Annotated in this window: 13 protein-coding genes and 1 pseudogene; 10 read left to right on the top strand and 4 right to left on the bottom strand. The window is 72.3% G+C overall.

All coding sequences use genetic code 11. The annotated features are described in order from the left end of the window. Positions 1-92 precede the first annotated feature (92 nt). From OG289_RS47310 to OG289_RS47295, 4 genes are read left to right on the top strand one after another with little or no spacing between them, the layout of a single operon-like run. Complete coding sequence (locus OG289_RS47310) at positions 93-1,235, top strand: sugar ABC transporter substrate-binding protein (RefSeq protein ID WP_327320203.1); 1,143 nt, start codon at positions 93-95, stop codon at positions 1,233-1,235. Then, the gene (locus tag OG289_RS47305; RefSeq protein ID WP_327320202.1) at positions 1,220-2,752 is read left to right on the top strand and encodes a sugar ABC transporter ATP-binding protein; all 1,533 of its coding nucleotides are present in this window, start codon (positions 1,220-1,222) and stop codon (positions 2,750-2,752) included. The genes OG289_RS47310 and OG289_RS47305 overlap by 16 nt, the downstream gene beginning before the upstream one ends. Positions 2,753-2,791: 39 nt before the next feature. Beyond that, entirely contained in the window at positions 2,792-3,892 is a 1,101-nt protein-coding gene (locus OG289_RS47300; RefSeq protein ID WP_327320201.1) for an ABC transporter permease, read from the top strand. Continuing rightward, positions 3,889-4,932, top strand: a complete 1,044-nt coding sequence (locus tag OG289_RS47295; protein ID WP_327320200.1) for an NAD(P)-dependent alcohol dehydrogenase — start codon at positions 3,889-3,891, stop codon at positions 4,930-4,932. The genes OG289_RS47300 and OG289_RS47295 overlap by 4 nt, the downstream gene beginning before the upstream one ends. Positions 4,933-4,968: 36 nt before the next feature. Here OG289_RS47295 and OG289_RS47290 read toward each other — a convergent pair whose 3' ends face one another. From OG289_RS47290 to OG289_RS47280, 3 genes are all read right to left on the bottom strand, one after another. Next, positions 4,969-5,766 carry a ThuA domain-containing protein gene (locus OG289_RS47290; RefSeq protein ID WP_327320199.1) on the bottom strand — a complete coding sequence of 266 codons (798 nt, stop codon included), beginning with the start codon at positions 5,764-5,766 and terminating at the stop codon, positions 4,969-4,971. A gap of 3 nt (positions 5,767-5,769) precedes the next feature. Then, the gene (locus OG289_RS47285; protein WP_327320198.1) at positions 5,770-6,534 is read right to left on the bottom strand and encodes an SDR family NAD(P)-dependent oxidoreductase; all 765 of its coding nucleotides are present in this window, start codon (positions 6,532-6,534) and stop codon (positions 5,770-5,772) included. An 81-nt stretch (positions 6,535-6,615) separates the two neighbouring features. Then, positions 6,616-7,854: an acyl-CoA dehydrogenase family protein gene (locus OG289_RS47280; protein WP_327320197.1), complete on the bottom strand. Its 1,239-nt coding sequence runs from the start codon at positions 7,852-7,854 to the stop codon at positions 6,616-6,618. Positions 7,855-8,048: 194 nt separating this feature from the next. Here OG289_RS47280 and OG289_RS47275 point away from each other — a divergent pair, with 194 nt between their 5' ends. From OG289_RS47275 to OG289_RS49920, 6 genes and pseudogenes are all read left to right on the top strand, one after another. After that, positions 8,049-9,587, top strand: a complete 1,539-nt coding sequence (locus tag OG289_RS47275) for an AMP-binding protein (protein WP_327320196.1) — start codon at positions 8,049-8,051, stop codon at positions 9,585-9,587. A gap of 39 nt (positions 9,588-9,626) precedes the next feature. Continuing rightward, positions 9,627-10,232, top strand: coding sequence for a histidine phosphatase family protein (locus OG289_RS47270; RefSeq protein WP_327320195.1), 606 nt, complete (start codon positions 9,627-9,629; stop codon positions 10,230-10,232). Between the two features lie 33 nt (positions 10,233-10,265). Continuing rightward, entirely contained in the window at positions 10,266-11,456 is a 1,191-nt protein-coding gene (locus OG289_RS47265; protein ID WP_327320194.1) for an acetyl-CoA C-acyltransferase, read from the top strand. Positions 11,457-11,476: 20 nt separating this feature from the next. Next, a complete protein-coding gene (locus OG289_RS47260; protein WP_327320193.1) occupies positions 11,477-12,454 on the top strand; it encodes a PDR/VanB family oxidoreductase in 978 nt (325 codons plus the stop codon). Positions 12,455-12,533: 79 nt separating this feature from the next. Then, a pseudogene (locus OG289_RS49925) lies at positions 12,534-12,734 on the top strand (hypothetical protein); the annotation flags it as partial. A 119-nt stretch (positions 12,735-12,853) separates the two neighbouring features. Beyond that, a complete protein-coding gene (locus OG289_RS49920; protein WP_442819050.1) occupies positions 12,854-12,988 on the top strand; it encodes a 3-hydroxyacyl-CoA dehydrogenase family protein in 135 nt (44 codons plus the stop codon). Here OG289_RS49920 and OG289_RS47250 read toward each other — a convergent pair whose 3' ends face one another. Beyond that, positions 12,989-13,501: a flavin reductase family protein gene (locus OG289_RS47250; RefSeq protein ID WP_327320192.1), complete on the bottom strand. Its 513-nt coding sequence runs from the start codon at positions 13,499-13,501 to the stop codon at positions 12,989-12,991. Positions 13,502-13,642: the final 141 nt, after the last annotated feature.

Genomic DNA, 13,642 nt, shown 5'->3' with positions numbered 1-13,642 from the left:
AATCGATCCGCCTGACAGGAGCCGACCGCCGCGGACGCGGGAGCGACGCGGGTCGCGGCAGCTCGGGCGACACACCTCGGGAGTACTCAACGATGAGTTCCAGACCCGGCCGCGCGGTCCGTCGCGCGCTCACCTCGATCGTCCCCGTCAGTGCCCTGCTCGCCCTGGCGGCGTGCGGCACCGAGGCGACTCCGGCCGCCGATTCCGCCAAGGCGGCGGCCTCGGACTCCCCCGGCCTGATCGCCGCCCGCAAGGCCGTGGAGACGTACTCCGAGCACCCGGACCGGATCCCGGTCACCGAGCCGGTGGGCAAGAAGATCCCCTCGGACAAGAAGATCGACTTCATTCTGTGCGGCGTGCAGTCCTGCCAGGACCTGGCCAACTTCTTCACCGCCGGCGCCAACCAGCTCGGCTGGCAGGTGAAGCAGATCGCCACCCAGGGCACGCCGGAGTCCGTCCAGGCCGCCTACGAACAGGTGCTGCGCGACAAGCCGGACGCCGTCGTCTCCTCCGGATTCCCGCGCGCGGTGTACGCCAAGCAGCTGGCGCAGCTGAAGGCGGCGGGCATCCCGGTCATCCAGTCGAACGCCGACGACGTGGTGGGCGACGGCATCTCCCTGCTCAAGAACGCGCCCGACGATGTCGCCGTCCAGGGCGAGATGCTCGCCTCCTGGGTGGTGTCCGACAGCAACGCCCAGGCCGACGCCGTCTACTTCGACCTGCCCGCCTACACCATCCTCAAGCCCGTCAAGGACACGTTCGCGGCCAAGTACAAGGAGTGGTGCGAGGGCTGCGCGCTGGACACCGTCGACGTGCCGATCACCTCGATCGGCAAGGACATACCGGACCGGGTGGTGTCGTACCTCCGCTCGCACCCGAAGGTGACCCACGTCGTCTTCTCACTGGGGCTGCTCAACGTGGGTGTCCCGGCCGCGTTGAAGACCGCCGGCATCACCGGAAAGCACATCGCCGTGAACGTCGGTGACGCGCAGAACTACCAGTACATCCAGAGCGGCCTCAGCGACGCCGCGATGGCACTGAACTCGCACGAGGCCGCGTGGCTCCAGGTCGACGCGCTGGCCCGCCACTTCACCGGCCAGTCCATGGACGTGGACCAGAAGGCGGTGCTGCCCAACATGCTGATCACCAAGGACAACCTCCCGCCGCAGCTCGGTGACTTCCCGATCGTCGAGGACTACCAGAAGCAGTTCGAGGCGCTGTGGGGACTGAGTTGACCGGGCCGCTGCTGCGGGTGGCCGCCCTGTCGAAGAGATTCGGCGGCACCCAGGCGCTGAAGGACGTCGACCTCGAGGTGTCGCCAGGCGAGATCCACGCCCTGATCGGGCCCAACGGCTCCGGAAAGTCCACCCTCATCAAGATCCTCGCCGGCTACCACCACGCGGAGCCGGGCGCGGTGGCCGAACTCGACGGCGAGCCCTTCGACCTCGGCCAGGTCTCGGCCTCCCGGCACGACCGGCTCCGCTTCGTCCACCAGGAGCTGGGTCTGGTGGGCGAGTTGAGCGCCATCGACAACCTCGCCCTCAGTCACGGCTTCGCCCGCACGGCCCTCGGCAACATCCGCTGGCCGGAGATGGAGAGGCGGACCAACGCCCTCGTCGAACGGTTCGGTCTCGGCATCGACGTGCGCCGGCCCCTGGCGACGGCGACCCCGGTCCAGCGCACGGTGGTGGCCATCGCCGCTGCGCTCCAGGGCTGGGAAGGCCGCCGCGGTGTCCTGGTGCTCGACGAGCCCACCGCCGTGCTGCCGCCCGGCGAAGTGGCCCGCCTCTTCGACATCGTGCGGGAGGTCCGCGACGCCGGCGCCGGGGTGCTGTACGTCTCGCACCGGATGGACGAGATCTTCGCGCTCGCCGACCGGGTCACCGTGATCCGCGGCGGACGCCGGATCGCCACCCGCCCGGTCGCCGAGCTCACGCCGCGTTCGCTGGCGGAGCTGATGGCGGGCGAGGAGATGGAGACCGAGCACCGTCCGGCGCCCCCTTCCGGCCGTACCGACCCCGTGCTGGAGGTCCGCGACCTGTGGGCCGGACCGCTGCGGGGAGTCGGCTTCGACCTGGCCAGGGGCGAACGCCTGGGCATCACCGGTCTGGTCGGCTCCGGCCACGAGATCGTGCCGTACGCGGTGTGCGGGGCCCATACCGGGCAGGTGAGCGGCACGCTGCGGCTGCCGGAACGCTCCGAGCGGTGGACCCGGGCACGTGACGCCGACGGCCTGGGCCTGCCCCTGGTCCCGGCGGACCGGGCGCTCCAGGGGGTGATAGGCGGCTTCTCGGTCCGCGAGAACCTCACCCTGCCACTCCTGGACCGGCTGCGCGCCCGTTCCGGCCGGCTGCGCAGACGCCGCGAGTCCGCCCTGGCGGAGGAGTGGATCCGGCGGGTCGGCGTGCGTACGGCCGACCGCCATCCGGCCGGCGCCCGGATCACCACACTGAGCGGCGGCAACCAGCAGAAGGTCGTCATGGCCCGCTGTCTGGCCCAGCGCCCTCCGGTGCTGACGCTGTGCGAACCCACGGCGGGAGTGGACATCGCCACCCGCCTCCAGCTGTACGACCTGATAGAGCGTCAGGCCGATGAGGGCATGGGCGTCCTCGTGTCGTCCTCCGACACCCAGGACCTGCTCGCGCTGTGCACACGCGTCCTGGTGGTGCGGGACGGCCGGATCGCACGGGAGATCAGCGGACAGGACATCACCGAGCCCGCGCTCGTGCACGCCATGGAAGGAACCGAGTGACATGAGCCCTGGCATGAGCCCTGGAAGGAACCGAGTGACATGACGTCCACCCCGACCCGGGCGACGGAGCTCCCGCCGTCCGTACCGGAGAGATCCGAGGTGTCCCCACCGGGGACACCGGTCCGACGGGCGGCGGCCGCCCTGTCGTTCCGGAACATCGGCGCCGTGTACGTGTGGCTGGTCATCGTCGTGCTCTTCTCCGTCTGGGCGCCCGACACGTTCCCGACCACCATCACGGTCAAGCAGGTGCTGAACGGCAACGCCGTGGCAGGCCTGGTGGCGCTCAGCGTCGTACCGCCGCTGGCCGCACGTGTCTTCGACCTCTCGATCGCCTACACCATGTCGCTCACCAGCGTGCTGACCGCCCGTTTCCTGGCCTCCGCCGGACTCGGGCCCGGCACGGCCATCGCCCTGGCGATGACCGCGGCACTGCTGGTCGGAGTCGTCAACGCAATCGTGGTGGTGGTCCTGCGCGTCGACTCGTTCATCGCCACCCTGGCCACCGGCGCGCTGATCCAGTCCCTGATCACCATGGTCACCAACGACAGCTCGATCACCGGTGTGCAGTTGCTCGCGAAGCCGTTCGCGAGCATCGCCCAGCTGGACGTCGGCGGCATCACCCTGCCGGTGCTGTATCTGCTGCTCGCCGCCCTCGCCATCTGGTTCCTGCTGGAACACACCGCCACCGGGCGGCGGTTGTACGCGACCGGCTTCAACGCCGACGCGGCCCGGCTGCAGGGGGTGCGCACCGACCGGCTGCGTTTTCTGACGCTGGTGGCCTCCGCCCTGCTCTCCGGTTTCGCCGGCGTCGTCTTCGCGTCCTCGGTCGGATCCGGATCGCCGACCGCGGGCACCCCGTATCTGCTGTCGGCGTACGCCGCCGCGTTCGTCGGGGCGACCCAGTTGCGCGCGGGCCGCTTCAACGCCTGGGGAACGGTACTCGCGGTCCTCCTGCTCGGCACGGGCATCACGGGACTCGGGCTCGCCACCAGCGCGCAGTGGGCGGCGAGCCTGTTCACCGGCTCGGTCCTCATCGTGGCGCTGGTCCTCACGGGCGGCCGGATCGCCCTGCCCGCCGTACTGCGGCGCCGGACGGGGACCCGGCCGGATCCCATGACGAACAAGGAGGCCCGAGGATGAAGGCGGTTCAGTACCGGCGGGTGGGGCACGCCCCCGAGGTCGCGGAGGTCCCGGTACCCGAACCCGGCCCGGGGCAGGTGCTGTTGAAGGTGACGGCGGCGGGACTCTGCCACTCCGACCTCGCGGTGATGGGCTGGCCCGAGCAGCAGTTTCCCTACGCTCTGCCGATGACACTCGGTCACGAGGGTGTCGGGACGGTGGCGGACGTGGGCGCCGGTGTCACGGCCGTCGCGGAGGGCGAGGCGGTGGCGGTGTACGGTCCGTGGGGCTGCGGGCGCTGCCACCCGTGTGCCGAGGGCAAGGAGAACTGCTGTCCGCACTCCGCCGGCCTCGGCATCCTGCCGCCGGGGCTCGGCTCACCCGGTGCCCTGGCCGAGTACATGCTGGTGGACTCGCCCCGCCACCTGGTCCCGCTGAACGGGCTCGATCCTGTGCAGGCGGCCCCCCTCACCGACGCCGGACTGACCCCGTATCACGCGATCCGCAGGTCGCTGCCGAAACTGCTGCCCGGCAGCACGGCGGTGGTGATCGGCGTCGGTGGGCTGGGTCATCTCGCCGTGCAGTTGTTGCGCGTGCTGACCCCGGCCCGGGTCGTCGCCCTCGACGTGAGCGAGGAGAAGCTGGAGCTGGCAGGGAAGGTCGGCGCCCATGAGACGCTGCTCTCCGACGGCGAGGCGGCGGCACGGATCCGGGAACTCACCGGCGGCACGGGAGCGGAGGCCGTCCTGGACTTCGTCGGAGCCGAGGCGACCCTGGCCGTGGCCGCCGCGTCGGTGGCGGTGGAGGGCGACGTCACGGTCGTCGGCCTCGGCGGGGGGACGCTGGCCGTCGGCTTCGGGGGCGGGCTGCCGTTCGAGGTGTCGGCCTCCTTCCCCTACTGGGGCAGCCGGACGGAGCTCATGGAGGTCCTCGAGCTCGCGCGGCAGGGTCTCGTGTCCTCCCACGTCGAGACCTTCACGCTGGAACAGACGCCCGAGGCGTACGAGCGTCTGCACACCGGGGACATCAACGGCCGCGCGGTGGTACTGCCGCACGCCTGAGCCGCGATCGTAGAGGGGCCGGCGCCCGAGCCTCGCTCAGGCGCCGGCCCGCTCCCCCGCCGGGCTGCGCCCGCCCACCGCGCGCTCCACGCAGCGCCGCAGCACCGTCAGGAACTCCGGTGTCTCCCATGGCCCGCGATCCACTCGCCCGGTGTCGTCCACGCCGAGGTCCTGGATGTCGTAGCGGCCCCGGCAGTGGCCGAGGGTGAAGTAGCAGACCTCGCCGAGGCCGTGCCGCCTGAGGTACAGCACCGGACGGGGCGCGCGGTCGCGGGCCGCCGTGTCGCCCTCGGCGAAACCGCGGCACGGCCCCGTGTACTCGGCGTGCAGCAGCACCTCCAGCTCCCCGTGCAGCTCGCACACGTACAGCTCGTCGGTGACCGTGAAAGGCCTGATCCCCGCGACCAGGGGGTGGCCGGGCCGGGTCACCAGCACCTCGTACGGCTCGATCGGCGGGTGGGCGAGGAACTGGCTGCCGAGCACCTGCGCCACATCCCCGAGCAGCCGCGGAGTGGTGAACACCCTCGGCCCGCCACTCGTCGACGGCTCGATCACCGAGTTGGTGCCGTGCAGGGCGAGCCAGTGCCCGCCCCGCTCGACGAACCGGGCCAGTGCGGCCCGCTGCGCCGGGCGGGGCCGGACGTCACAGGTGTAGGTGACCAGCAGGTCGGCCTTCTCGAGCGCGGCCACGCAGTCGTAGTCCTGATACACGGTGGTGCGCACCCGTGGATGCTCACCGAGCAGCTCCAGCAGCCGGAGCCGCGCGTAGTCGACGTCGTGCCACCGGCCGCCGCAGACCAGTACGGCGTCCAGGCGGCCGGCCGGGCCCCCCACGGCTCAGTACTGGACGCGGGTGAGCAGCCCGCCGTCCACCACGAGGTTGACACCGACGCAGAAGGAGCCGGTTCGGCCGAGCAGGAACGCCGCCGCCGCCGCCACGTCCTCCGCGGTGCCGTAGCGGCCGATCGGCAGCTTGGCGAGCACCTCCTCGTACACCTCGGGGCGGCTGGTGCGGATGGTCTCCCAGGCGCCGCCGGGGAAGTCGATCGGGCCGGGCGAGACGGTGTTGACGCGGATGCCCTTGGGCGCGAGGGCGTGCGCGAGGGCCGACGCGTGCTGGACGACGGCCGCCTTGAGCGCGGAGTACGAGTTCGCTCCGGCCGGGCGCGCGGTGTCGGAGGCGTTGGTGGTGCCGATGGCCACGACGGCGGCCCGGTCGGAGGCCTGAAGGTACGGAAGAGCCGCCTCGACGAGTCCCGCGAACGGGATGAGGTCGCCGCGCAGACTGGCCTCCCAGGATTCGGGGCCCTTCACGTTGCCCGCCGACACGTTGGACACCACCAGGTCCAGGCCGCCGAGTTCGCCGGCCGCCCGCTCCACGAAGCCCGCGAGGGCGGCCGAGTCGGTGACGTCGACCGGTTCCGCGAACACCGTGGCCCCCTCGCCGCGCAGCTCGGCGGCGGCCTTGGCGAGCCCCTCCTCGCCCCGGGCGCACAGCGCCAGCGCGCAGCCCTCGGCCGCCAGGGTCGTGGCGATCGCCCGGCCGATGCCCCGGCTCGCGCCGGTCACCAGCGCCTTCGCGCCTGTCAGTCCCAGATCCATCGATGTCACTCCTTTGTGATTGCCGAAACGGTCCCGGTGGCTCCCAGGCCCGGAAGGTCCTTCACGCGCCGGGGAAGTCGCTCAGTTGCCGGGAAGCTGGGAGAACGGCGCCCGGTCCGCGCGCGGCTCCGGCGGCAGCTTCAGCACCCGTTCGCCGATCAGGTTGCGCTGGATCTGATCGGTGCCTCCGGCCAGCCGGTAACCCGGGGCGCCGAGCAGGTGCTGCGCCCAGGCGAAGGTGCCTGCCTCCCCGGTGTCGGCGCTGATCCGCGCCCCCATCAGCTCGGCGGCGACCTGCCCTGTGCGGGTGAGCAGGTCGGAGGCCATGAGTTTGGTCAGCGACGCCTCCGGGCCCGGCCGGCCGCCGGCTGCGCTGGTCCTGGCGACGCGGTCCACGGTGGCCGCGCGCAGGGCGGCGCGTACGTACAGGTCGGCGAGGCGCTGGCGGACCAGCGGCTCTCCGGTGCGGCCGAGGGAGCGGGCGAGTGCGAGGACGTCCGCGAAAGTGCCGCCCTTGCGACGGTTGCCGCCGCCGGAGGCCGTCCGCTCGAGGGCGAGGGTGGTGGTGGCGACCTCCCAGCCCTGGCCCGGTCGCCCGATCCGCAGCCGGTCCGGAACACGTACGCCGCTGAGGAAGACCTCGTTGAAGGAGGCGCCGCCGCTCATCTGGCGGATGGGGCGCACCTCGACGCCGTTGGCGTCCAACGGGACCAGGAAGGCGGTGATACCGGCCTGTTTGACCACGTCCGGGTCGGTGCGGGCGAGCAGCAGACCGTAGTCGGCGAACTGGGCGCCCGAGGTCCACACCTTCTGACCGTCGATCACCCAGCCCTCACCCTCCCGCCGGGCACGGGTGCGCAGGGCCGCGAGGTCGGACCCGGCACCGGGCTCGCTGAAGAGCTGGCAGGCCAGCAGGTCGGTGCGCAGGAACGCGCGCGCGTACGCATCACGCTGCTCGGCCGTCCCGAACAGGGAGACGGCCATCGCGACCAGGCGCACGGTGACACTGATCAGCTCGGTGGACGGCGGCACCTCGAAGGCCGACTCCTCCTCGGCGAAGACGGCCACATGGGCGGCGGTCAGGCCCGCGCCGCCCTTGTCCTCGGGGAGGGTCAGCGCCTGGTACCCGGCGTCGAAGCGGGCTCGCTGGTAGACACGGCAGCGCTCCAGGAGCAGGCGCTCCTCGTCCTCCGGGAGGTTGTGGAACACGGCGAGATCGGCGGCCCCTCCGGCGGACTCCGGCACCCGCGCCGGTTCGAGCACACCGGCCAGCCACTGCCTGACCTGCGTACGCCATGCGTCCGGATCGGGCTGGGACATGGCTCCTCCTCGGACACTTACCAGATGACAGTTTCAGTAACAGTGATCGGGGAGTGCGCCTTCCCAACCCCTGAACCTTGGGGGAATGACTCCGTCCGAGACCAGAGTGTTCCGTACTTTCTTGATAAACGCTACAGTCCCCGCATCCCCTCTCCCCTCGAATCGGGAGAGGCCGAGGAGCCGCCGGAGGAGCCATGTCGCTGCTGCCACTCGACCGTCGCGCCCAGGACACACCCGACGAGCCCGCCCTGGCGGACGACCTGGGCGTGCTGTCCTGGTCGGGCCTTGCCGACCAGGTGGCGCGGGCGACGACACGGCTGCTGGAGCTCGCGCCCGGCCCCGACGACCGGGTCGCCGTCCTCGGCGACAACGCGATACCGACACTGGTCGCCCATCTGGCGGGCCTGCGTGCCGGAGTGGGGACCGTGGCCACGTCCCGCAACCTCACGTCGGGCGAACTCGTCGACCAGATCATCGACGCGGGCGTGACCGGAATCATCGCCGGACCGGTGGGCGCGGGTGCCGCCCTCGACGCGGCCCGGGAACTGGGCCTTCCGGTCGTGATGCACGGAACCCCGGCGATCGGGCACGCCTTCGACTGGGCCCCGTGGCTCGCGGCCGCGCCCGCCGGGCGCACCGTCCCGACGGGCCGGCCGGCCCGGCCTCCGCTCGTCTACACCTCGGGAACCACCGGACGGGCGCGCGGCACCGAGGTGCGCTGGGTGAGCGGCCCGGTCGCCGACAGCTCCGCCTACCTCGCCGCGATGGCCGCCCGCCCCGGATTCCCGCCGGGACCGCACCTGGTGTGCGGCCCGCTGCAGCACAACGCGCCGCTGACCTCGCTGCGGCACCTGACGGCCGGTCAGCCGGTGGTCGTCCTCGACAGGTACGACGCGGAGACGTTCCTCAGCCGTGTGCAGAAGTGGCGGGTCTCCTCGACGGTGATGGTGCCCACCCACTTCCAACGGCTGCTCGCTCTCCCGGAAGAGGTCCGCGCCCGCTACGACGTCTCCAGCCTGCGGCAGGTGTCGCACACCGGCTCCGCGTGCCCGCCGGACGTGAAGCGAGCCATGATCGAGTGGTTCGGCCCGGTGCTGACCGAGTCGTACGGCGCCAGCGAGGCGGGAACCGTGGCCCGCATCAGCAGCGCCGAGTGGCTGGCGCACCCGGGCTCGGTCGGGCGTGTCCGGCCCCCGTTCGAGGTCCTGGTCACCGACGACGACGGCCGGCAACTGCCGCCCGGCGAACGCGGACTGCTGGCCTTCCGGGCTCCGGAGGACCAGGGCGTCCGCTATCACGCGGACCCGGACAAGACCAGGTCCGCCTATCTCTCCCCCGGCGTCTTCACGCTCGGCGACATCGGCTACGTCGACGGAGACGGCTACATCTTCGTCACCGACCGGGCCGCGGACGTCGTGGTCTCCGGCGGCGTGAACCTGTACCCGGCCGAGAGCGAGGCGGTCCTGCGGCAGCACCGGGCGGTCGCCGAGGTCGCGGTCATCGGCGTGCCCGACCCGGACTTCGGCGAGTCGCTGCGGGCGCTGGTCGTGGCCGCGGCCGACGAGCCGCCGGCCGAGGAGCTGGACCGGTTCTGCCGAGACCGCCTCGCCGCCTACAAGTGCCCGAAGTCGTACGAGTTCGTCCCCGAGCTGCTGCGCAACGCGATGGGCAAGCTCGACAAACGTGCGATGCGCCGCCCCTATTGGAGCTCGGAACGGACCATCGCCGGCTGAGCCGACCCGCCCGTCCCTCACGCGTACGAAGGATCACCCATGACCGAACTCCTCCTCATCCGGCACGGCCTCCCCCTGGCGGGCGTGTTCGATCCCGGGCTGTCGCCGGAGGGCAGCGCCCAGGCGGAGCGCCTCGCCACCTGGCTCGCGCACGAGGACGTCGACGCCCTGTACTCCAGTCCGTACCAGCGTGCCCGAGAGACGGTGGCACCCCTGGAACGGCTCACCGGCATCACCGCCACCGTCCTTGACGACCTGCGCGAGTGGGACACGGACGTCTCGCACCCCTACACGCCACCGGAGCAGATCGGCGCGGAGGATCCCCGCGCGGCGGCGCTCGCCGAGGGACGCTACGAGGACTTCGTGCCCGACCTGGACTGGGACGCCTTCCGCGCGCGTGCCGTACGGGCCATGGACACCATCCTCGACGCCCATCCCGGCGGGCGGGTCGCGGCCGTGTGCCACGGCGGCATCACCAACACCTACCTGGCGACGGTGCTCGGCCTGCCCACGATGTTCTGGTTCCACCCCGGCTACACCTCCGTCAGCCGGGTACGGCGCATGCCCGGCGGCCGGATCGTTCTGCACTCGGTGAACGAGACGGCCCACATGACCGCCGAACGTGCCGTCGACGCGTCCGTCTGACCGTCCCGTCCCCCACCCCAGGAGGTCCCGGCCATGCCCGGATCCGTCATCGTCGCCGGGGCCAGGACGCCCCTCGGCAAACTGATGGGCGCCCTGAGCACCCTGTCCGCGGTCGACCTCGGCGCCCACGCGATCGGCGCGGCGCTGGCCGCCGTGCACCTGGACCCGGCAGCCGTGGAAGCCGTCGTCATGGGCCATGTCGTGCAGGCCGGGGCCGGCCCCAACTCGGCACGGCAGGCCGCGGTCCGCGCCGGCATTCCGTTCTCCGTCCCCGCGAGCACCGTCAACAAGCTCTGCCTGTCCGGGCTGCACGCCATCGCCCTGGCCGACCTCTTGATCGCCTCCGGCCGTCACGAGGTGGTCGTCGCCGGCGGCATGGAGTCCATGTCGGGCGCCCCGCACCTGCTGCGCGGAGCCCGCACCGGCTGGAAGTACGGCTCGACCGCGGTGGAGGACGCCCTCGACCGTGACGCCCTCGTCTGCGCCTTCGACGGCGTCTCCATGGGAGCTGCCACCGAGCGGCACCAGCAGCCGTACGCCCTGACCCGCGAGGAGCAGGACGAGTACAGCGCGCTGTCCCATCAAAGGGCCGCCCACGCGCAGGAGTCGGGTGCGCTGTGCGAGGAGATCGTCCCCGTCACCGTGGCCGGGCGCCGGGGCGAGACGGTGGTCGACACCGACGAGGGCATTCGGCCGGGGAGCACCGCAGAGAGCCTGGGGCGGCTGAAGCCGGCCTTCTCCAGGACGGGCACGATCACCGCGGGCAACTCCTCGCAGCTCTCCGACGGCGCCGCGGCCGTCGTCGTGATGAGCGCCGAGCGCGCCCGCCGGGAGGGCCTGACCCCGCTCGCCGGGATCGGCGCCTACGGCACGGTCGCGGGCCCCGACCCCTCGCTGCTCGTCCAGCCGGCCGGCGCGGTCCGCGACGCCCTGTCCCGGGACGGCCGGCTGAAGGCCGCCGACCTGGACCTGTTCGAGATCAACGAGGCGTTCGCCGGAGTGGCCCTGGCTTCCGTGCGGGAGCTGGACATCCCTCTGGACAAGGTGAACGTCAACGGCGGAGCGATCGCGCTCGGCCACCCGGTCGGCATGACCGGAGCCCGGCTGGTGCTGACCCTCGCGGCGGAACTGCGGCGGCGCGGAGGCGGCAGCGGAGCGGCGGCCCTGTGCGGGGGCGGCGGCCAGGGCGACGCGCTGTTGCTGCATGTGCCGACGCAGGCCTGACCTCCCGGAGCTGAACCGCCATGAACGACCCGCTTCCCTTTGCCCCGACGACTCTCACGGTGGCCGCCCGCACCCTCGCGGCCGACGGCGTCGTCTCCCTCACCCTGCGCCGCCCCGACGGCGGGATGCTCCCCGCCTGGACGCCGGGCGCCCACATCGACGTGCTCCTGGACGGCGCAGACGGCCGCGACGGCGAGCTGATCCGTCAGTACTCACTGTGCGGACACCCGGCCGAACGCGGGGCCTGGCAGATCGCCGTGCTGCGCGAGCCGCGGGGCCGCGGCGGCTCCGCGTACGTCCACGACCACCTGCGCGAAGGCACCACCGTGCGGGTCCGCGGACCGCGCAACACCTTCCCTCTGCGGCCGGCCGCCCGCCATCTGTTCGTCGCCGGCGGCGTCGGTATCACGCCCATACTTCCCATGGTCGAGGCCGCCGAGGCAGCGGGGGCCGACTGGCGTCTGCTGTACGGCGGCCGCACCCGCACCTCCATGGCGTTCCTCGACCGTCTCGCCCCGCACGGGGACCGCGTGCTCATCCGTCCGCAGGACGAGCACGGCCTGCTGGACCTCGCCGCCCATCTCGGCGTACCCGAGGAGGGCACGCTGGTGCACGCCTGCGGCCCCGAACCCCTGCTGCGAGCGGTGCAGGAGCGGTGCGCGGGCTGGCCCCCCGGCACGCTGGGCGTCGAGCGGTTCGCCCCGGCGCAGACACCCGGGTCCGGCCCGACCGAGGCCTTCGAGCTGGAGCTCGCCCGTTCCGGGCTCACCCTCACTGTGCCGCCGGACCGTTCGGTGCTCGAAATCGTGGAGGAGGCCGGCGTCGTGGTGGACTTCTCCTGCCGGGAAGGTACGTGCGGCACCTGCGAGACGGACGTACTCGACGGCAGGCCCGACCACCGCGACTCGCTGCTGACCGAGGACGAGCGGGCCGCCGGCGACACCATGCTCATCTGCGTCTCCCGCTCGTGCGGGCCTCGCCTGGTCCTCGATCTGTGACGGCGATCACCTCAGACGCGGACGCGCGCGGGGCTTCCGGACTCGCCACCACGACCGGCCCCACGGCTTCGCCGTCCTCATGGTCAGGTGGGCGGCCCATACCGCCGCAAGGTCCGACCCAGCCCCCGAGGACCACACCGCGGCGACTCGTCGGAAGGGACCGCCGGTGGATCCCGTTGCCCGTCTCGGCGTCGTCGGATGCTGCTTCATGGGCTCCGGCATCGTCGAAGTCGCCGCCCGCAGCGGTATCGGCATCCGTGTCGCCGAGTCCGCGCCCGACGCCGTCGAGGCCGGCCGCCGCCTCCTCACCACCAGCCAGGAGACCGCACGGCGCACCCGTGACTTCGCCGAGCAGTTGGGCGAAGGGCCGTTCAGGCGCCCGACCGCTACGCGCACCCCATGGGGCCGCCGCGTCTGCTCGACCTCGTCGGCCTCGACACCGCCCAGGCCGTGGCCGAGTCGATGTACGAGGCGTTCAGGGAGCCCCCGTACGCGCCGACCGCGGACCCGCGAGGTCGGGCCAGGGCGTGGTGATCAGGAGCGACGGCTCAACGCGGTGAAACCGCCGTCGTGGTAGATCAGCGGTTGGCCGTGGCCGGCGAGTCCGCCGACGAGGGCTTCGGCCAGGACGATCCGGTGACCGGGCGCGGGTACCCGGGCGACCACGCGGCAGACGAGCCGGGCCAGGACACCGTCCAGAAGGGGAACGCCTCCGTATCCGCGGCGCCAGGCCGTCGGCGCGGCGAAGCGGTCGGCACCGCTGTGGGCGAACGTGGCCCCCAGTGCCCGCTGATGTTCGGCGAGGACATGCACTCCCACATACTCCGCCTCCTCGATGACCGGCCAGCACGAGTTCGACGTGGCGATGCCGAACGAGACGAGCGGCGGATCCAGGGCGACCGAGTTGAGCGATGTGGCAGTGAAACCCACGGGCTCGTCACCCTGCGCCGTGATCACCGCAACGCCGGCCGCATGCTGCCGGAACACCGAGCGCAGCGTCTCGGGAGAGACCGCGTCGTCGGCACCGGCCGTTGCCGAAGCTGCCATGGGGTATCCATCCTCCGTGTGGTGGGGCGCCGTTCGGCGCGGGTGCGCTGCCGAGCAAGGGGCGTCCGGGCGGTTACGGCTCCGGCTGGTCGAGCACCTCTGCCTCGACGCCGTTCGAGTCCATGATCACGGGCGCGTCCG

This window comes from Streptomyces sp. NBC_01235, assembly GCF_035989285.1.
In the GTDB taxonomy this organism is placed as follows: Bacteria; Actinomycetota; Actinomycetes; order Streptomycetales; family Streptomycetaceae; genus Streptomyces.
Note: the sequence above shows the minus strand (reverse complement) of the source record. Positions and strands in the feature narration are given on the sequence as shown.